Source organism: Pediococcus parvulus, assembly GCF_007990205.1.
GTDB lineage: Bacteria > Bacillota > Bacilli > Lactobacillales > Lactobacillaceae > Pediococcus > Pediococcus parvulus.
In genome coordinates this window covers 1-17,473 of record NZ_BJWE01000039.1, presented here as the reverse complement: position 1 = coordinate 17,473, position 17,473 = coordinate 1, and the positions used below count along the sequence as shown (strand labels likewise).

Genomic DNA, 17,473 nt, shown 5'->3' with positions numbered 1-17,473 from the left:
AAGAAACCGACGAAAAAATATGGAATAATCCCGAAAAAACAAAAAATACAACTACAAACATAATGTGAAACAAAATATTAAGTTTACAGATAGTTATATTCAAGTTTTTAAAGACATAGCTCATTTTTGGTAACGAATAAGTTGTAAAACTAACCAATCAGAAAACCAAGATTGAAGAAGTGCAAAATTCAGTGTCGCAATAGTAAAAAAGAAGAAGATAAACACCAAAGTTTGCATAGTAGTGGCACTAAAATCAACACCACGAAGGATATTTTGGATAGTGAATTTACCAAATAAATAATTTTTAGCCAGTATTAAATAGAAAATTAACAAGCCAACAGTTAAAAATGATAATTTATTTTGTGATTTCAAGTAAATCCTCCCTCCTCAATTTTTGAATATTCCAAATAGCTAGCAAGGTGATAATAATCACGACCTGTAACAAAGCTGTTAGAATCGTAAGCCAGCCAAATTGTCCTTTCCATAGCCAATCAATTGTATTCATACTGGAAATAGGATGGGTAAACTCAAAGGTTCGACAAAACTCAAGGGTAATAACATTAATAAACGGAACAATAAAGATCGTTACTAAAGCATTTTTTGTATATTGCATGACCAAAAATAATAATGAGCCTTGAATTATATAGTAACCCAGAAAAATAAGATAACGGACCCCTAATGCTAACAGTATTATGGGTTCAAATAAAAACGTATGCTGCACTCTAATGAATAGCATAATCAAATCCACACCTTCAAAAACAATCGTGAAGATAATTGCTTGGATACAAACAGATTTAAAAAAAGCCCAATAATACTTTTGCGTATCGGATCGTATTAATTCACTCATATAAATGTTCAAATAACTTTTTAAAATGATTGTAGCAAAAATAAGCGAAAAAATGGTAGCTTGTCCTACGTCATAATGATAATTTGCAACAGTATCTTCAATTGTGTAAAAATCTCGAAAATTTGTTATTATTCTCGGTGCATATCTATTTAGTGATAACCAATAAATTCCAAGAAACCCTATTAGGAAAAAATAAATTACGCCAAGTCTTTTCTTGCTCTCAAAGAACATCAGCTCTCACCTGCCTGAAGTACCCAATACCAATTACTATCAAACTAGAAGATAAGTAAACAATTGCAGCCGGAATAATGGACCTCAATCCGTATTCAATGAAGGGTTGCATAAAATAAGTGGAGCTGTACGGTGACATAACTTGTATAATCCATAACAGAAATGCAAAGGGATATGCAATGTAATAATTGGGGAACATAAACACAATGGCCTGCGTAACCATACCAAAAATGGCAACCGATAACGTAAAAATAAAAATATAGATCACCACAGTACTGTACGGATGTTCCATTTGTAATACTAATAATTGGAAAGGTTTAATAACCTTAAGTTGTTGCAATTCATCCTCCATGCCAGAAAAATCTTTTCCTCCATGCCAAATAAGCAGCGCTATAAGAAAATTAATCACTAATGAAAGCAGCACTAAAAAAGCCGGAATGATGGCCGATAAAGCCAGTTTAGTTTGATAAAATTTTTTTCTGCTGTTCCTAATCAGGGTAGCATTAAGATAACCATTTTTCACTTCCGACACTTGGTGATCCGTATATAAATTCAATAAAATTAGAGGCAGCAACCAAATAAGGACCATTTGCCCATAATGGCCAATAGAATTAGAAGCCAAAAAACTAACTTCTGCTGGATTTAATATAAACTTTGCTGTGTCAAATCCAGCCTCAATCTGACTTTTGAGCTGAATTAACAAATCTATTTCTGGAACAAGTATGATTAAGGTAGCAAAGAAAATAAATCGCCAATTTTTTAAAAGTTTACTAATTTCAAAGTTAAACATCAGAACCCCTCCTACCAATAAGAATAATGGTCATCTACATAATTTGCATTAGATGACCACCATAAAACTTAATTATTGAATTTTCCCAGTCTCTTCATCCCAATAGCCTGGAATATTATACTCGTTACCTGAAATATTATTATTCTGAGCCGTCAGCATCACGGTTTTCTTCCCATGGAAAGAAGGATTGACCCTTTGGTACGCTTCAGGATTCCCCGCTATCTTTTTGATAATCGGGCTAACATTTGCACCGCCTGCTTTTTCCAACCAAAAAATCGAAATGGTATGCGGGCCTTCACCGGATTTTGTTAGTTTAACCTTCCAATTATTTTTATAATTAGTTGTTTGTCTGTACCAACCAGCCGAGTGACTCTTTTGCTTGAAACCATAAACACGCATACTATAACCATGTTCATCATTACCAGCCAAAGCCGAAGTAGTAATAAAACCAAAACTTAAACATGCAACAAACAAGGTAGACGTAATTTTTTCGTTTTCATAATACATCTCTCCTTAGATTCCTCGTATGCAACTGCAATTTTACTACGCCACTTCAAAAATAGTCTTTATTTTCTTTCATAGGCAGCACTCCCTATTTATTGAGAAAGGTTACTATCACGTTTTAATTTTAAAGCGCTTTCATTAAAAAAACAACTTATTTTTCCATAATTTTATAGAAATTATCGATAAATATAAAAACGAACCCTTAACTCAAATTTTTTTAAAAGACGATTAAAAATATAATCACTGCGTAATTCTTATATCTTTTTTGTCTAATTTAGTTGTCGTGTGCTTCCTTTCAAAATCCAGCAGTTAAAGTTTGATTTGACTTAAATTCTTTAAATCATTTTTTATTTAAATCAAACGCGCAAATTTTTAAAATCAGAACCTTTTAATTTTGTTTAACCGAAATTGTCTATTCTTTCATCCTTGGTGTACTGTGCAAACCATCATAATCAATCTGTAATTGTAACTGGTTAAGATTGAGATTTTTCAAACCTGATTTCTTTGTTAAATTATAGGTGGCTTCAAATTCATTGGTTTTGCCATTAATCAATTTTTGACGGCCTTCATACAAGTAATCTTTTCCATAAACACTATCGTTCCCATCATCGTGATATGTTTTGGCCATGATAGCAAGCGCACCATTAAGCTGATTTCCTTTGTCTCACATAAGTTCTCTATCAGACGATAATCCGGATCCTGTTAAATAATAACGCAAAGTCAATTTACCATTTCTTAACGTTGGCTTTTTAAATCTGAAAACTTCCGTCGTTCGTTTTGCTTTGATCGTCGTTGGTAACGAACTTAATGCCGTTCGTGCGGAAACCCCCCATGTGGATAATGTTGGTTCTACAGTTATTTTTGTAATTCGTTTTGGCAACTCTTTTACTCGATAACCTACTATGCGTTGTTTTCCTTTCTTGCTCAGAACCATGGGATCTTGATTGGCGAGCATATAATCTTTGTGACTTCCATTAACGAAAATTTTAAATAACTGAAAGTCATCTTTAGAAACTCGTTGTGTTTCCTGTACCTTTAACAAACCAGTTCCTCCAGAATACTCATCAATTCCAAGTAATTTCAATTTGACGTCCCCGTTTGCCAAAGTAATGTTTCCAGTAAGCTTTTGTGTGCTTACCTTACTTGGTGCTAACCGTAAATTAAATGCCCAACGCCCAGCATGACCCTTGAACCTGGTGAAAACAATTGGAAACTTAATCGTACTTTTTGGAATTTTGCCTTTAATGGTCCCGTCTAGCCAAAAACGATAATGTCCTGTTGATATCTTCCGAAGATCCGCGCTACTTTGAGAAAATTTCACCCCACCGCGGCCAATGTAAAAGTCAAACCAATCATCCCATGCACCGTTAACTCCACTGATGGTTCCAGTAATTGCAACTGTCTTTCCCTGTACATATGCAGTTTTTAGTGTCATCTTCATACCGTTGGAAGTTCGTGTCTGATTCAAATTCTGCGTTTTTCCATTAGTTTCAACAATCGTTCCCAGATCATCATCAAATTTCGCAAAGAAATTCCCAATAATTGGTGTTTGTGCCATCACATGATTAACCGGTGTTACGTACATTCCGCTAAGCGTTAGCAGGCAAATTGCGACTGCAAGGGTCACAAATCCCCATAATACATGGTGATGGCGCCGTTTTAGTCTAACACCTGATTTTAATAACGCTTGCGTAATCGTTGTCTTGGTTTCTTTTGGGTTCACAGTTTGTGCCTGACTAAGTTGCTCAACCAATTGCGAAAATTTTTCATTTTTCAAAATAGTCCCCTCCTAACCACGTCTTCAGTTGAGATTTACCACGCTTCAAATGTGATTTAACAGTGTTTTCTGGCATCCCAATAAGATCGCTAATTTCGTGAATGGATAATCCATTATAATAAAACATTAATAATACTTGCCGATAGCCGTCATTTAAACGTTTTAATCCCCCCAAGAGATCTAATTTTTCATCAACCGAAACGTTTGCTAAATTCGTTGGCATTTCGGGAAGGTCTGCCAAATCACAAACTTCATGGGCTTGTTCTGAATATCTGCGGTAACACTGACGAATCAAGATTCGCGTTAACCAAGTTCGAAATAGCGCGGGTTTCTGCAGTTGACTGATTGAATGCAATGCGATCAGTGTCGTCTCGCTAATAGCATCTTGAACATCAACATCGCGTGACAGATAAAGATGTCCAGTTCGCGTTAAATAATCGGCCTGGCCTAAAACAAGTTGGGAAAATGCTTGCTGATCCCCCCGAATAGCCCGTTTGACTGTTCTGATTTTTACTTTATTCACGTGACTTACCCCCTTTCACTTATTAGTGGTTAGTTCGGGCCAAAAAGTTGCAACAAAATTTGACTAACTAAATAAAAAGCTGCTAGTAACATTTTATCGTTAGCTAGCAACTTTTTGTCATCAAATATTTAACTGTTCAGTATCCTTTTATGCAAACATCGGCTCCAAAAGCGTGATGGCTTTCCGGTCAAAATCAACTTGTGTCTCACCACCATAGGGGAGCGCCGTCCTTGGATAAGCATGGCCAAAATTGACATTTGTTAAAATAGGTAACTGATATGAATCGGTAATTTCCAGTAAAATCTGCTTATATTCGTCATAAAAGGCTTCTGCCTGTGGTTTGCCGACAAGGATTGCTGAAATAGCTGAAAAAATGCCCTCAGCATCTAATGCAAGTAACATTTTGCGATAGAGTTCTGGATTGGGTTTTTCCTCACTAGTTTCAATAAACATAATTTTGTCTTGCCACTCGTTTAAGCTAGGAAATAAGTGATACTTTTCTGTAACTTCTTTTTCATCAGGATAGCGAGTTCCTGACAAAATATCATACAAACTATCGAGACAACCACCCAATAGTCGGCCCGTAATTTGGCCTGATCCTCTCAACACCTCATACCCTTTTTGTTCCATATGCTGTTTCCGATGCATTCCGACAGCTGCAGATGAAAAATCCTCGCGTTCCTCATACCAAATAGCACTGGATGTAATTGAGGTTGTCGCCTCATTTCTAAAATAATTCATAAAGGTGTGTTTGGTGTATGGGAGCATTTCTTGATCCAACTCTGCCAAATCATTCAGAACATTTGGACCGTAAAAGCTCTGCATTCCTAATTGATAGAACATCAAATGATTAATTGTTGTATCTGAAAAGCCAGTAAACAACTTAGGATGGGAATGGACATTATGAACAAATGTTTCATCCTCTAAGAGATAAGGTAATAGCCGATAAGTATCGTCGCCACCAATTGCACAAACGATGCCCTTAATTTCTGGATCGGCAAAAGCAGTTTTTAAATCATCAGCGCGCGCCTGCGGATGATCAGCTAAATACTGGATTCCTTTCAGTGCGTTGGGCATAAAAACTGGCTGCAATTGCATTTCTTTTAACCGTTTAATTCCTAATTGCAATTGATGGGTGGCAAAGCTTTCGCCAAGCGTTCCACTAGACAAACTGACAATCGCAATTTTACTATTCGGGGTTAAGACTTGAGGCTTTTTTAACATGGGCGTTCATTCCTCGCATTATATATTTTGTGTATTTAACAAATACTATACTGCCAATTGGTGTGGTAACCAACATAACAACTTTCATAATCCGCGATACAATGCCATGTTATCATTTTAGTTTTGGCATAGCCACACTAAATGGTGTACCATAGAGATGTATTTGTAAAAGACAAAATACACTTATGGGGGAATTTACAATGAACGAAAAATATCAGCAACTTTCCGAACTAATTGGTAAAGCATTTTTTGAACCAGAATTTAAATCTGATCCAAAAATTCAAAATACTATCACAACCGCCGCAACTCAACTTCATAATCATGAAGATTACACAAAAATTGCAGTTGAGCTTTCGCTGGGCATTACAAATCTCTATTTAACACAGCACAAAGTCGCGACAATTCTTAAAACTATCTATGATTTTGTCGCAGACGATGCTGATGCAACTAAATTAGATCTTCAAACAAGACGGAATTTGGGTATTCTTTCTGGTTATGTACGATCTCCTTTGAATAGTGACAAGATATGGTAACTTCTTAAAAATTAGTTAGACCTGCATTTCAAAAAAAAGTACACAGAGCTATAAAAAAGGGCTTCAAACCACTGATATTGCAATGGTTTGAAGCCCTTTTCCAGTTTTATAATAGCCCGCACGGGGTTCGAACCCGTAGCTCCGCCTTGAGAGGGCGACGTCTTAAACCAATTTGACCAGCGGGCAAAAATAGTACTGTTCTAATTTATCTTATTTGAGCCACAAAGTCAATACCTTAGCTTCCTTTCATTTTTAAAATGGTCAAATAAACAAAAGTAACAAAAAGATAGATCCAGTATATAAATATCGCGATCAGAATATACGGGATAAAAGCAAAGTTCAGCAGATTTTCACTGACCACACACAAAATTGCAATGACTGCCCAGATAACTAACTTTTCTTTTGTATCTGCCAAAGTAACCTTAAGCTCACGGTTACTCATAGGTCAGCTCAAGCATATATGCTTTCTTTCCAACAACGTGTGCAGTCGTTACCCAAACCTCATGATAGCTTTTCATTGGCTTCTTCGTTAAACCATTAAAGTAGTCCATCAAAACGTTATATTTATCAACAAACTCATCCGAAAGTCGGTCAACTAGCAAAGTTTCGTCAGGAAAGTATATTTCTGGATTAGCAACTGGGATGCTATCACTGATTTTTAATTGCACAACATTTGTATATCCTAAGGTATTCACTTCAGCACGTTCTGGATACTCACGAATTTGTGATAAAACATTATAAATCGAATCAGAATTTGTAGCCATATTTTCACCTCATAACAGTCTTATTGTAGCAAAAAGCTGAGTGCTTGTCAGTTTATAAAGAATGGTTGTAAACATATGTTGACAGTTTTACAGAAAAACGGTAAACTTATATAGGTAAATTTAGTGGGCATTCGCCAAATGGTAAGGCCACGGACTCTGAATCCGTAATTTACTGGTTCGATCCCAGTATGCCCAATATTAATAGACCTCAAAGCGTTGTTTTTCAATGCCTTGAGGCCTTTTTTATCCGAAGAAATTTACGGTTTCATCACCATTTAAGTAGTGGACAAAACGCAATGAAACTTGTCGGTCCTGTAATCTGTTAAATACTTTAACCTTATTCTTGCCGTCCTCTCGATAGGTAAAGACAATCGCATTACCACTCTTAATCTTTAATTTGGTGATTAACGCTTGATAACGTTTTGAACCAAGCTTGCGCCGTAAAGATTTTAAATTCGCACAATATAAATCTGTCTGACTACTTAAAGAGTATCTTCGAACTTCTTTTCTAGTTTGCTTATAATATTTGCTATCCGGATTATAAAAGTAAAACCCATCTTCATAGGAACTATATTTTTTTGCATATACCTTTTTCATAAACTGATTAACTGAAAGTGGAATTGGTGTCACATGCTGCTTCGTATAATCTGGCTGATTCAAGAATTGAAACACAACCCCGGCACCCACAATTAGCAGCGCCACTGCTAATCCCCAATTTTTTTGAGGCTGTGAACGGTCAGAATAGACGAAGAAAATTACCATAAAAATAACCATCAATCCAACCAGAATCCACAAAGAAAGAATGTAAAAACGCAGCTGCGAGGTATACGTCGTAACCCATCTATGTGTGAGTTGATAATAATTATTAATTCGCATATACAGTAAAATTAATAAAACAGCGCCGGTCAGGCCTTCTACAAAATTGATCTTTGTTTGTGTTCGCGCATTCTCACACCCTATTCGTTTTTTCATATGTACAAAAAGCCACCCGAACAAACTCGTAGTAGCTTTATGAATTAATATTTAAATTTATAAATTATGTGGTTGGTCATCTTTAGTTCCTAATAGTTTACCAATAACTGGAATTTTACCAAATTCATCAGAACTATCCGAAGGCACCACAACCATATTGGTATTTGATTTCGCCAAATCAGAAAAGGCATTGATTGACTGGTTTTGGAAATACTTGTCTGTCGCCTCTGCCAATCCAGCCTGAACTGTATCAATTCGATAACGCTCCGCATTAGCTCGCGTTTTTGTTGCATCCGCTTCGGCTTTAGCAGTTGCCATCAACGCATCATTCTTAGCCTTGGTAGTTAACTCAATTGATTTGGCTTCTCCTTCGGCCTTTGCAATTGTGGCAACCCGTTCACGATCAGCCGTCAATTGTTTGTCCATCGCTTCTTGGATTGCACGTGAAGGTGTCAATTCGTCAATATTAATTCGATCCACATTAATTCCGTACGTATTGGTCAAATCGCCAATTGCCAATGTCAACTCCTGGTTGATTTTAGCAGTTGACCCTAATGCTTCATTCAAATCCATTCGGCCAATAATATCTCGTAAATGTCCCCGAACTAATTGCGCCATTGATTCAACAGAATCCGTATTTTCATACTGATATTTCACCGGATCTGTGATATGGAAATTTAGCGTCAAGCTTGCTGAAACGTCTGCATTATCTTTTGTGATAATAGAATAGTTAGGCAGTGCGAGGGGTTCCATTGCCAAACTCACATTTCTGATCTTTTGGAAAAATGGAAAGTAAAAATGGAATCCTGGATCAACACTGCGTTTGTATTTCCCTAATGTTTCAACTAATCCTCGATTATTTTGTGGTACAATTCTAAGTCCAAATGGCATAGTAAAGCTCCTCCGATTTTTTGGTATTCGTGCATGAACTGTTCTCTCAGGCTTATTTTGCGTATGACGTTCATCTTCCTTAGCGAGTTTTTGTGTCGAACGTTGTCTACGTTTTATAGCAGCCTGTTGTACCTTATTGTATTGCGCTGAGTAATCACCGTTCATCGCAGCGGTCATAATTTCTCCCAGTGCACCAAACGGCTTTTTTTGTTGATTTGCCATTCCTTATCTCCCCCAAATGGCTAAATTTTTTGTAACGTTAAGATATTTCCATTTGCCTCAATCACAGCATATTTAGCCTTATCATCAACATCAGAATTATCGTTAATTAAATAACGATAATAAATTCCCGTTACCAGAACCAGACCGTTTTCCATATTGACATCCGAACCAGAAACAGTCTTGCCAATTATCTGGCGATTTTCAAAACTTTTTTTACCGTGATTTTCTGACAACAAACTTACAATATACATATTCACACTTTGATTAGCTCGATTGGCTTCTTCTGCTAACCGATCATAAAGAGACTGATCCAAACGTAATAAAAACCGCTTATCTTTTTGGTCATTCGCCAATCCCGGTCACCTCACTTAATATCAGCTTGATATCACCATAATAGTAAAGGTTTTTCTTCCGAAAGTCAATTAAAAATTACCAAAAATAGTTTTAGTTTGAAATCATAAAAAAGCTCTGCAAAATGACAAGTCATGAAACTCATATCAATTCTGCAGAACTTATTTTGTTAAACTACTAGAAAGTCTTATTTACCAAGGCGTTCGTTGAGTTCTTTTGTTTGTGCTTCATAGCCGGGACGGCCAAGTAAAGCAAACATATTATTTTTATAGGCTTCAACACCGGGTTGGTTGAATGGATTAATTCCATTCAAGTACCCAGAAATACCAACAGCTGCTTCAAAGAAGTAGATCAAGTAGCCCAATGTGTAAGCATCCTGTTGAGGAATATTAACATTCATAACAGGAACGCCACCATCATTATGAGCTAAGGTAACACCTTGATGAGCCTTCTTATTAACTTCATCCATTGTTCGACCTTCAAGATACTTAAGCCCGTCAAGATTCTTATCTTCCTTAGGAATGTTTAAATCATGGTTAGGCTTGTCAACATTCACAACGGTTTCCATAAGGTTACGACGTCCTTCTTGAATATACTGACCAAGTGAATGTAAATCAGTTGAGAAGTTAGCTGATGAAGGATAGATACCCTTTTGGTCTTTTCCTTCTGACTCACCCATCAATTGTTTCCACCACTCGCCAAAGTATTGCAATGTTGGTTCGAAGTTTTCTAACAATTCAGTTGTGTAACCCTTACGATACAAGATGTTACGTAATGCAGCATACTTGTAAGCGTCATTCTTTGTAACGTCGGGATCTTTATATGCGTCGCGAGCGTCAGCAGCACCCTTCATTAATTGATCAATGTCACCACCAGCAACAGCAATTGGTAATAAACCGACAGCAGAAAGAACTGAGAACCGTCCACCAATATCATCAGGTACAACGTACTCTTCATAACCTTCTGCATCAGATTCCGTCTTCAAAGCACCCTTAGCTTTATCAGTTGTCGCAAAGATTCGTTCCTTAGCACCATCTTTACCGTATTTAGCAATTAACTTGTCCTTCAGTACACGGAAAGCAATTGAAGGTTCAGTAGTTGTACCTGATTTTGAAATAACATTGATCGAAAAGTCACGATCGCCAATCAAGTTTACTAAATCTGTTAAGTAAGTTGAACTAATTGAGTTTCCAGCAAAGAATACTTGGGGAATGCCGTTACGTTGTTCCTTAGGGAGCAAGTTGTAGAAAGTATTTCCAAGAAAATCAATTGCTGCACGTGCACCTAAATATGAGCCACCAATACCGATAGCAACAAAAACCTCAGAATTATTCTGAATTTTTTTTGCTGCTGCCTTGATACGTGCAAATTCATTTTTATCATAATCAACTGGTAAATCAATGAATCCACGGAAATCATTTCCAGCACCAGTACCTTCACGTAATTCTTTATCTGCTGCAGTAACTAGGGGTTGCATTTCAGCAAGTTCATTATAATGAACAAACTTTGAAACAGCTGAACCGTCAAACGAAATATGTGCCATTGTTTACTTACCTCACTTTGTATTTTTAATGTTCCATCAATTTATTATACACCCGATTACTAAAATTTGAAGCGTGACCAAAATTGTTCAACTCAAAATTGCTACTTTCTAAAAAATGTATAAAAAAAGCAGTATTTCTACTGTTTTTACCATTAATCAATTTACTTCATAATTGCCAACAAGGTTGACCCCACAATAATCAAAACTGATCCAAAAATAACATACTGCATTTCACGATGCGTTTTGTGTTCACCTAAGAACCAGATGCTACCGAATGTTGAAATAACGATTCCGGCTTGAGCAAGTGAATAACTAATTGCCAAACCGACACTTGGAATTGCTAAGAACATGAAAATGTTCCCAATTCCCCAAACTAAACCAGTGATGACATTTTTCCAAGTATGACTATCTTTGAATGCCGTAACGGCTGCTTTTGAAACAAATACAAAAACAACGGCTCCGGCAAGCATTCCGATCGCTTGTGGCAAAATAACTGCTTTGGCATTCACATCAGCAAAGCGTACAACCACAGTATAGCCAATGTAACCAATTGTGGAAATCACCAATGCCCGAATACCAGCAGCCATATCTTCATCCTTATTATGTTCTGGATCGCTTTTATCTCGTAAAGAAGTAAACGTGGCACCTGCAATCAATGCGATCACAGCAACGGTTCCCATGGTAATCATTTTTCCAGTAGTCCACTCGTGCCAAATTAACACTCCTGCTAAAGCATTACCGGCCAATTGCAACCCAGTTGAAAGAGGCACAGTTTTAGAAACCCCAATTTTTTTCATTGAGGTAAACTGCATCCCTTGTCCAACTGCCCAGAATAAACCGGAAATAATTCCTGCAATCCAAACTTTAGCTGATAATGTTGGTTGGTATAAAAACCAAGTAAATACCGCAAAAACCACAGCACCCATTGTCATTCCTAAAGTTTGTTGAGGTGCCGATCCGCCAAGACGACCTGACACTAGTCCAATACTACCCCAAGCTATTGCTGGGATCAGTGCAATTATGATACCCATTATAAATTCTCCTTATTCTCTTTAAATTAAAGCCTATACCAAGACAAAGAAACATTTTAACAGGAAAGTAACTGTTTTTACAAGTGATAAATTATTAAATTTAATTGATATACCAGTTTAAATATATATAAACAGCTGATACGACCAGGTTTCAACGCACTTATTTTTTGTTCATTAAAATATTGGCATAGGCCAAAAATGCTCCCAATTTAGCCAATTTTGTCTATTCGTTTATCTTTTATTCGTAATTATCACCGTTATTTCATTTCTGTTTCTCCCATAAATAACGCTTGAAAATTGGTCTGCATTTTAATAATCAAATGTGTTAAAATAAATGTGTACGTTTAATGCAACCTTTTTACACATCGTTGTAATATATTTTGGGAGGATTTTATTTATGTCATTAGTTAATGGTAACGAAATCTTTGCTGAAGCTCGCAAAGGTCACTACGCTGTTGGTGCTTTTAACACTAACAACTTGGAATGGACACGTGCAATTCTTGGCGCTGCTCAAGAAAAAGGCACTCCAGTTTTGATCCAAACTTCTATGGGAGCTGCAAAGTACATGGGTGGTTACGAACTTTGTTTAAACTTAGTTCAACAAACCATTAAATCAATGAACATCACAGTTCCAGTTATCATGCATTTAGACCATGGTAACTACGAAGCTGCTAAAGAATGTATCGAAGTTGGTTACAACTCAGTTATGTTTGATGGCCATGATTTACCATTTGCAGAAAACTTAGAAAAAACTAAGGAAATCGTTAAGTTGGCACATGCTAAAGGTATGTCCGTTGAAGCTGAAGTTGGTTCAATCGGTGGAGAAGAAGACGGTATCATTGGTGAAGGTGAATTAGCTGATGTTGAAGAAGCTAAACAAATCGCCGCAACTGGTGTTGACTACCTTGCTTGTGGAATTGGTAATATTCATGGCCAATATCCAGAAAACTGGAAGGGCTTGAAATTCGAACGTCTCCAAGAATTAGCTGACGTAATTTCTACTCCACTTGTTTTACATGGTGGTTCAGGAATTCCTAAGGAACAAATCCAAAAAGCTATTTCAATGGGTGTTGCAAAGGTTAACGTTAACACTGAATGCCAGATGGCTTTCGCAGCTGCAACTCGTAAGTATATTGAAGAAGGACATGACCAAAATGATATTAAAGGTTATGACCCTCGTAAGTTACTTGCACCTGGTACAAAAGCTATTAAAGACACAGTTGAGAGCCGTATCGAATGGTTCGGTACTCCAGCTGCTAAATAATCTAGCTAATATAAAAGCAGGAATTCAATTGAATTCCTGCTTTTTTTATTGCTTGTCACAGAAAGTTAAGCCTCTTAGCTTTCTGTTTTTTTATCTTCACAAGGTAATTGAAGCGTAAATGTGGTCCCTTTGCCTAATTCACTAGAAACATTGATTGTCCCTTTATGAGCCTTAACAAGTTGATGCACAATTGCCATGCCCAAACCAGATTCCCCATACTTGGTGTTTTTCCTAGAGGCATCAGCCTTGTAATATCGTTCCCAAATGTTCTTCATTTGATCATCCGACATGCCAATGCCCGTATCGCTAATCGAAATGACACAATTTTTATCTTTATCATTATGAGCCGTAATCGTTATTATACCGCCATTCGTAAACTGAATCGAGTTTTGCATGATGTTGAACATTATTTGCACAAATCTATCATAGTCCGCATAAACCGTGACATTGTCAGCAACCTGGGTGACAAACTGATCTTTTGCCTCATGGGCCTTTTTTTGTAACTGTTCAACTAAATTATTCACAACCTCATGGACCCGAATCTCATGACGGTTTAAAATGATTTGATTTGTCCGAATTTTTTCGTAATCCAAATTATCGTTGACCAATCGAATTAAGCGCTTGGTTTCATTGCTCATCAATTGTAGACTCTCTTCACGACTTTCTTCTGGAATGGCATCATAGGTTAACCCTTCCAAAAGACCATTAATTGTCGTCAGAGGGGTTCGCATTTCATGCGCAGCATCCGCAAGAAATTCTCGCCGTCGCTGTTCCTGACGCTTGATTTCTTCGTTCGACGCCTTAAGTGATTTCGTCATATGATTAAAGTCTGATGCTAAACCATCGATTTCATCATTACCTTTTGTTGGCACCGTAATATCAAAATTACCTTCGCCAATTTTGTGAGCCGCCTTTCGGATACGGTCAATCCGCGAAACCGAATATTTGGCCAGCCCGTAGGCAATAAAAATTGCTGCCAGTCCAGAAATAAGAAAAGCTATTAATAAATTATGTTGGATTTTTCGCATATTGGACTGAATATTAGCAACCGGCGAACCCACTAAAACGACCGCAATCAATTCACCGTTTTCATTTCTGTACGGTTTGATGATGTCCGTCATCGATTGCGTTTTGCTTTTTCCAGTACGATTAAAGCGCCGGGCAGATTTTGTTGTCAGTGTTTCACCACTTTTCAGCTTTTTCCACTGGCTTTTATTGATAACTGGGGAAAAACCATTTTTCGGATAAGCAATCGTATTTTTCTTGATATAAATTGAAAAATGAATTGCTTGGTTTGCCAGCAACCGTTCACTATTTTGTAAGCCGCCCAGTTGGATTCCTTCAAATTCGCCACTAGAATTCACCACAACTGATTGTTGAAAAACACTATCGGCATAACTTTCAAGCTGCTTCCAAGTATCTTGATAAACCATTCGATTGGAAAACTGAATAAATGCCAACCCAAATATAATTACGGTTGTAAAAATTACCGCAAAAAAAGCTAACATCTGTTGATATAGCAGTTTCAAACGCATGTTTAATCCCCCGCTTTGCTATCATCGAACTTATATCCGACTCCCCAAACTGTTTGGATCACCTGTGGTCCTACTTTTTCAATTTTCTGCCGTAACTTTTTAATATGCGCATCAACAGTTCTTTCATCCCCATAAAACTCATAATTCCAAACTAATTGGAGTAATTGTTCCCGGGAAAAAACTTGTTTTGGCTTTTGCGCTAAGGTTTTCAACAAATCAAATTCTTTGGGTGTTAAATCAGGAATTAATTTATCATCTAAATAAGCCTCTCTAGTTGAAGAACTTAACTTAAAGCTTCCTGTCTCAACATCGTAATTGGTTTGTTGATTGTCCGTTTCTTCTGTGCTGCTCGTTGTGCCCATTTGTGCACGCCGATGCAAAGCTTTGATTCTGGCAATTAAGGTAATTGGACTGAACGGCTTAGTGACATAATCGTCAGCGCCCATCTCAAGGCCAAGAACTTGATCACTTTCCGAATCCCTTGCCGTCAGCATAATGATCGGCACAGTTTTTGAAATTTGTCGAATCTCCGAACTAACTTCCATGCCGTCTTTTCCAGGTAAGTTTAAATCAAGTGTAATCATGTCCCAATCATTTGGTGCACTCTTAAACATCTCAACCGCTTCGTTACCATCATATGCAAAAGATGCATCCCACTGTTCTTTTTTAAAAAACATGCCCATCATTTCGGACACCGATTTGTTGTCTTCAATCATTAAAATTTTCATACGTACCCCTCTTTACAAATTTCTCCATGATCCTAGTATAATTCAAACGTTCATTTAAACATAGAAGTGTTTTGCCTAATTTTCAAACTAGCATACCATTTTTAGATTAATCGTAAATAAAAGTTTTTCAATAAGCACGAAAATTATAAACTCCCTCAAGACATGTTAAACTTTGCGTATAGTTGACAGTCAAGGTTATTTGAGAGGAGATATTTAATGTTACTCAGAGTTCAAACCACCGATGATGAAGTTCTGTATGTAAATGAGAATCAAATCGCTTATGTCAAAAAAGTAGATACTCGTTTACTAGATGAAGAAAGTACTTGGCAAGTTTTCCTGACAGATGTTGCTGAAACCAGCTTTATTATTCCGTATAGCGAGTTAAAACGACAAAAACAAGTCGTTTAGTACAACTCGCTCACATTATTTTCAAACTTATATAGCGAAGTTGTCCCCAAAAATTAGCTAAGGAAGTGGCCAATATGGATGATGAACATATTAAAGAAACTTTTAAACAGGATAAGAAGCGCAATGGCGCCCCTGACAGTAATATGAGTTATGATGAACAAAACGATAATCCTATGGAACCTGGTGAAAAATCACCAAAGCAAACGCTGGATTCTATCCCTAATCCCAATGAAAACAACGACTTAGAAGAAAACCATTTGGATCACTTACTTTATGATGAGTCACAAGATAGTGTTCATGAAGATGGAGACTATCTTAGTGAAAAATTAGACCACAAGTAAGTTTAAATACAGAGCCTGCCGCAAAATGATACACGGTAGGCTCTTTTAGTTACTCATGATTAATCACTCGTTTCTTATATCTAGAGTACCTCAATCCGATTTCGTGTACTATAATATCCAGTAAGAAAGGTCGTGGTAGAATATGCTGGTATTACTAACAATGCTGATGTTTTTCTTCATGTTAAAACTATTATATGGCCTCACAAAATTTCTGGCCCCGTTGATACTGTTAGCCACCGTCATGTCACTATTTTTAACTTTTTGGTGGGTGATTTTGTGGATTGCCGTGGTAGGAATTGTTGGGTTAGGAATTTACTTAAATGTCACTGACAAACAAATAAAGGACGGTCACTAGTTTGGCGATCTCTTTCTGAGTTAAAACACACAAATGTCAAACCAAATATATTTCAAACTTATGACGAGTTGCCAAAAAAGCCAGAATATTGGCAAGACATCTCCTAATAAACTGGCTTTTTTAAAACATTCCAAGTTGTAAATGTTTGATCTGCAGAGTCAAACCTGTCATTATTTTTCAAAAACGCTTTTGCCTTTAAAACTAAAGGAGAAGTGTTTTTTTCGTTTAAATCTGCCAATGACACCAATTTTGCACCCAGCGAATCTTGTCCAATAAATTGAGCAACATGATCGACCGCAACGCCCTGCCACTGCTGAATATCATAAAATACACAGATGTGTTGGTTATATTTCCATTTCTTGTAGTGCCAAGGATATTTAAAGCTCGTTATCCCCAATTGCCTAATTTTCAACGGTTGAAGGCCAGTTTCCTCCGCAATTTCGCGGACAATTGCCTTATCCAAAGATTCACCGTCCTCTAAACTGCCGCCAGGTAAATCAAACCGATTTATGTATGGTCCCCCATTTTTCTTAATAACAACTAACTTTCCGTCGATAAAAATAATTCCGTATACCCCAAACGCTCGATGGTACTTCTTAGTCATTTTTGACACCCACTTTCAACGCCTTAGAAAACAAG

23 protein-coding genes and 2 tRNA genes are annotated in these 17,473 nt (G+C 37.0%); 6 read left to right on the top strand and 19 right to left on the bottom strand.

Annotation, left to right across the window (positions count from 1 at the left end):
- Positions 1-120: 120 nt before the first annotated feature.
- The 8 genes from PPA04_RS07710 to PPA04_RS07675 form a co-directional block, all read right to left on the bottom strand.
- Positions 121-372, bottom strand: coding sequence for a hypothetical protein (locus PPA04_RS07710; protein ID WP_057784683.1), 252 nt, complete (start codon positions 370-372; stop codon positions 121-123).
- Positions 356-1,078 (bottom strand): hypothetical protein, encoded by a 723-nt coding sequence (locus PPA04_RS07705; protein WP_057784682.1) that lies wholly within the window; start codon positions 1,076-1,078, stop codon positions 356-358. The genes PPA04_RS07710 and PPA04_RS07705 overlap by 17 nt, the downstream gene beginning before the upstream one ends.
- Positions 1,068-1,868 carry a DUF2705 family protein gene (locus tag PPA04_RS07700; protein WP_057784681.1) on the bottom strand — a complete coding sequence of 267 codons (801 nt, stop codon included), beginning with the start codon at positions 1,866-1,868 and terminating at the stop codon, positions 1,068-1,070. The genes PPA04_RS07705 and PPA04_RS07700 overlap by 11 nt, the downstream gene beginning before the upstream one ends.
- Positions 1,869-1,940: 72 nt before the next feature.
- Entirely contained in the window at positions 1,941-2,375 is a 435-nt protein-coding gene (locus PPA04_RS07695; protein ID WP_057784680.1) for a DUF2712 domain-containing protein, read from the bottom strand.
- Between the two features lie 409 nt (positions 2,376-2,784).
- A complete protein-coding gene (locus tag PPA04_RS07690) occupies positions 2,785-3,000 on the bottom strand; it encodes a hypothetical protein (RefSeq protein WP_057784679.1) in 216 nt (71 codons plus the stop codon).
- Between the two features lie 36 nt (positions 3,001-3,036).
- A complete protein-coding gene (locus tag PPA04_RS07685) occupies positions 3,037-4,149 on the bottom strand; it encodes a DUF4179 domain-containing protein (RefSeq protein ID WP_057784678.1) in 1,113 nt (370 codons plus the stop codon).
- Complete coding sequence (locus tag PPA04_RS07680) at positions 4,139-4,672, bottom strand: sigma-70 family RNA polymerase sigma factor (RefSeq protein ID WP_057784677.1); 534 nt, start codon at positions 4,670-4,672, stop codon at positions 4,139-4,141. Before PPA04_RS07680 ends, PPA04_RS07685 begins: the two co-directional genes overlap by 11 nt.
- A 147-nt stretch (positions 4,673-4,819) precedes the next feature.
- Positions 4,820-5,896 carry a S66 family peptidase gene (locus PPA04_RS07675; RefSeq protein WP_057784676.1) on the bottom strand — a complete coding sequence of 359 codons (1,077 nt, stop codon included), beginning with the start codon at positions 5,894-5,896 and terminating at the stop codon, positions 4,820-4,822.
- A gap of 200 nt (positions 5,897-6,096) precedes the next feature.
- On the opposite strand from PPA04_RS07675, the gene PPA04_RS07670 reads away from it, so the two are divergent.
- A complete protein-coding gene (locus tag PPA04_RS07670; RefSeq protein WP_057784675.1) occupies positions 6,097-6,429 on the top strand; it encodes a bacteriocin immunity family protein in 333 nt (110 codons plus the stop codon).
- A 112-nt stretch (positions 6,430-6,541) separates the two neighbouring features.
- Here PPA04_RS07670 and PPA04_RS07665 read toward each other — a convergent pair.
- The 3 genes from PPA04_RS07665 to PPA04_RS07655 form a co-directional block, all read right to left on the bottom strand.
- Positions 6,542-6,614: transfer RNA gene (locus tag PPA04_RS07665), tRNA-Glu, on the bottom strand.
- 50 nt (positions 6,615-6,664) lie between these two features.
- A complete protein-coding gene (locus tag PPA04_RS07660) occupies positions 6,665-6,871 on the bottom strand; it encodes a hypothetical protein (protein ID WP_057784674.1) in 207 nt (68 codons plus the stop codon).
- The gene (locus PPA04_RS07655) at positions 6,864-7,193 is read right to left on the bottom strand and encodes a hypothetical protein (RefSeq protein WP_057784673.1); all 330 of its coding nucleotides are present in this window, start codon (positions 7,191-7,193) and stop codon (positions 6,864-6,866) included. Before PPA04_RS07655 ends, PPA04_RS07660 begins: the two co-directional genes overlap by 8 nt.
- Before the next feature lie 124 nt (positions 7,194-7,317).
- On the opposite strand from PPA04_RS07655, the gene PPA04_RS07650 reads away from it, so the two are divergent.
- Positions 7,318-7,389 (top strand) — tRNA-Gln (locus PPA04_RS07650).
- Between the two features lie 47 nt (positions 7,390-7,436).
- Here the strand turns inward: PPA04_RS07650 and PPA04_RS07645 are convergent.
- The 5 genes from PPA04_RS07645 to PPA04_RS07625 all read right to left on the bottom strand — a co-directional run bounded on the left by PPA04_RS07645 (position 7,437) and on the right by PPA04_RS07625 (position 12,203).
- Positions 7,437-8,165 (bottom strand): hypothetical protein, encoded by a 729-nt coding sequence (locus tag PPA04_RS07645; protein ID WP_057784672.1) that lies wholly within the window; start codon positions 8,163-8,165, stop codon positions 7,437-7,439.
- Between the two features lie 57 nt (positions 8,166-8,222).
- Positions 8,223-9,056 carry an SPFH domain-containing protein gene (locus PPA04_RS07640; protein WP_057784685.1) on the bottom strand — a complete coding sequence of 278 codons (834 nt, stop codon included), beginning with the start codon at positions 9,054-9,056 and terminating at the stop codon, positions 8,223-8,225.
- Between the two features lie 242 nt (positions 9,057-9,298).
- On the bottom strand, positions 9,299-9,631 hold the full coding sequence (locus PPA04_RS07635; RefSeq protein WP_057784671.1) for a toxin-antitoxin system HicB family antitoxin: 333 nt from the start codon (positions 9,629-9,631) through the stop codon (positions 9,299-9,301).
- 185 nt (positions 9,632-9,816) lie between these two features.
- Entirely contained in the window at positions 9,817-11,172 is a 1,356-nt protein-coding gene (locus PPA04_RS07630; protein ID WP_057784670.1) for a glucose-6-phosphate isomerase, read from the bottom strand.
- A gap of 161 nt (positions 11,173-11,333) precedes the next feature.
- On the bottom strand, positions 11,334-12,203 hold the full coding sequence (locus PPA04_RS07625) for a GRP family sugar transporter (RefSeq protein WP_057784669.1): 870 nt from the start codon (positions 12,201-12,203) through the stop codon (positions 11,334-11,336).
- Positions 12,204-12,600: 397 nt separating this feature from the next.
- On the opposite strand from PPA04_RS07625, the gene PPA04_RS07620 reads away from it, so the two are divergent.
- Positions 12,601-13,467, top strand: a complete 867-nt coding sequence (locus PPA04_RS07620) for a class II fructose-bisphosphate aldolase (protein ID WP_057784668.1) — start codon at positions 12,601-12,603, stop codon at positions 13,465-13,467.
- A gap of 74 nt (positions 13,468-13,541) precedes the next feature.
- Here PPA04_RS07620 and PPA04_RS07615 read toward each other — a convergent pair whose 3' ends face one another.
- Both PPA04_RS07615 and PPA04_RS07610 read right to left on the bottom strand, forming a co-directional pair.
- Positions 13,542-14,996, bottom strand: coding sequence for an ATP-binding protein (locus PPA04_RS07615; protein WP_057784684.1), 1,455 nt, complete (start codon positions 14,994-14,996; stop codon positions 13,542-13,544).
- A gap of 8 nt (positions 14,997-15,004) precedes the next feature.
- Positions 15,005-15,730: a winged helix-turn-helix domain-containing protein gene (locus PPA04_RS07610; protein ID WP_057784667.1), complete on the bottom strand. Its 726-nt coding sequence runs from the start codon at positions 15,728-15,730 to the stop codon at positions 15,005-15,007.
- Between the two features lie 216 nt (positions 15,731-15,946).
- Here PPA04_RS07610 and PPA04_RS07605 point away from each other — a divergent pair, with 216 nt between their 5' ends.
- From PPA04_RS07605 to PPA04_RS07595, 3 genes are all read left to right on the top strand, one after another.
- Positions 15,947-16,138, top strand: a complete 192-nt coding sequence (locus tag PPA04_RS07605) for a hypothetical protein (protein WP_057784666.1) — start codon at positions 15,947-15,949, stop codon at positions 16,136-16,138.
- A 74-nt stretch (positions 16,139-16,212) separates the two neighbouring features.
- Positions 16,213-16,479, top strand: a complete 267-nt coding sequence (locus PPA04_RS07600; protein ID WP_057784665.1) for a hypothetical protein — start codon at positions 16,213-16,215, stop codon at positions 16,477-16,479.
- A gap of 142 nt (positions 16,480-16,621) precedes the next feature.
- Entirely contained in the window at positions 16,622-16,834 is a 213-nt protein-coding gene (locus tag PPA04_RS07595; RefSeq protein WP_057784664.1) for a hypothetical protein, read from the top strand.
- Positions 16,835-16,937: 103 nt separating this feature from the next.
- On the opposite strand, the gene PPA04_RS07590 is transcribed toward PPA04_RS07595, so the two are convergent.
- Positions 16,938-17,438: an NUDIX hydrolase gene (locus tag PPA04_RS07590; protein WP_057784663.1), complete on the bottom strand. Its 501-nt coding sequence runs from the start codon at positions 17,436-17,438 to the stop codon at positions 16,938-16,940.
- Between the last annotated feature and the right edge of the window lie 35 nt (positions 17,439-17,473).

What these genes read in the sequence shown, in the direction of transcription:
- PPA04_RS07705 (WP_057784682.1), bottom strand. Translation starts at nt 1,078, where the DNA reads ATGTTCTTTGAGAGCAAGAAAAGACTTGGCGTAATTTATTTTTTCCTA.
- PPA04_RS07700 (WP_057784681.1), bottom strand. Translation starts at nt 1,868, where the DNA reads ATGTTTAACTTTGAAATTAGTAAACTTTTAAAAAATTGGCGATTTATT.
- PPA04_RS07695 (WP_057784680.1), bottom strand. Translation starts at nt 2,375, where the DNA reads ATGTATTATGAAAACGAAAAAATTACGTCTACCTTGTTTGTTGCATGT.
- PPA04_RS07690 (WP_057784679.1), bottom strand. Translation starts at nt 3,000, where the DNA reads ATGGCCAAAACATATCACGATGATGGGAACGATAGTGTTTATGGAAAA.
- PPA04_RS07675 (WP_057784676.1), bottom strand. Translation starts at nt 5,896, where the DNA reads ATGTTAAAAAAGCCTCAAGTCTTAACCCCGAATAGTAAAATTGCGATT.
- PPA04_RS07670 (WP_057784675.1), top strand. Translation starts at nt 6,097, where the DNA reads ATGAACGAAAAATATCAGCAACTTTCCGAACTAATTGGTAAAGCATTT.
- PPA04_RS07660 (WP_057784674.1), bottom strand. Translation starts at nt 6,871, where the DNA reads ATGAGTAACCGTGAGCTTAAGGTTACTTTGGCAGATACAAAAGAAAAG.
- PPA04_RS07655 (WP_057784673.1), bottom strand. Translation starts at nt 7,193, where the DNA reads ATGGCTACAAATTCTGATTCGATTTATAATGTTTTATCACAAATTCGT.
- PPA04_RS07645 (WP_057784672.1), bottom strand. Translation starts at nt 8,165, where the DNA reads ATGAAAAAACGAATAGGGTGTGAGAATGCGCGAACACAAACAAAGATC.
- PPA04_RS07640 (WP_057784685.1), bottom strand. Translation starts at nt 9,056, where the DNA reads ATGCCATTTGGACTTAGAATTGTACCACAAAATAATCGAGGATTAGTT.
- PPA04_RS07630 (WP_057784670.1), bottom strand. Translation starts at nt 11,172, where the DNA reads ATGGCACATATTTCGTTTGACGGTTCAGCTGTTTCAAAGTTTGTTCAT.
- PPA04_RS07625 (WP_057784669.1), bottom strand. Translation starts at nt 12,203, where the DNA reads ATGGGTATCATAATTGCACTGATCCCAGCAATAGCTTGGGGTAGTATT.
- PPA04_RS07620 (WP_057784668.1), top strand. Translation starts at nt 12,601, where the DNA reads ATGTCATTAGTTAATGGTAACGAAATCTTTGCTGAAGCTCGCAAAGGT.
- PPA04_RS07610 (WP_057784667.1), bottom strand. Translation starts at nt 15,730, where the DNA reads ATGAAAATTTTAATGATTGAAGACAACAAATCGGTGTCCGAAATGATG.
- PPA04_RS07605 (WP_057784666.1), top strand. Translation starts at nt 15,947, where the DNA reads ATGTTACTCAGAGTTCAAACCACCGATGATGAAGTTCTGTATGTAAAT.
- PPA04_RS07600 (WP_057784665.1), top strand. Translation starts at nt 16,213, where the DNA reads ATGGATGATGAACATATTAAAGAAACTTTTAAACAGGATAAGAAGCGC.
- PPA04_RS07595 (WP_057784664.1), top strand. Translation starts at nt 16,622, where the DNA reads ATGCTGGTATTACTAACAATGCTGATGTTTTTCTTCATGTTAAAACTA.
- PPA04_RS07590 (WP_057784663.1), bottom strand. Translation starts at nt 17,438, where the DNA reads ATGACTAAGAAGTACCATCGAGCGTTTGGGGTATACGGAATTATTTTT.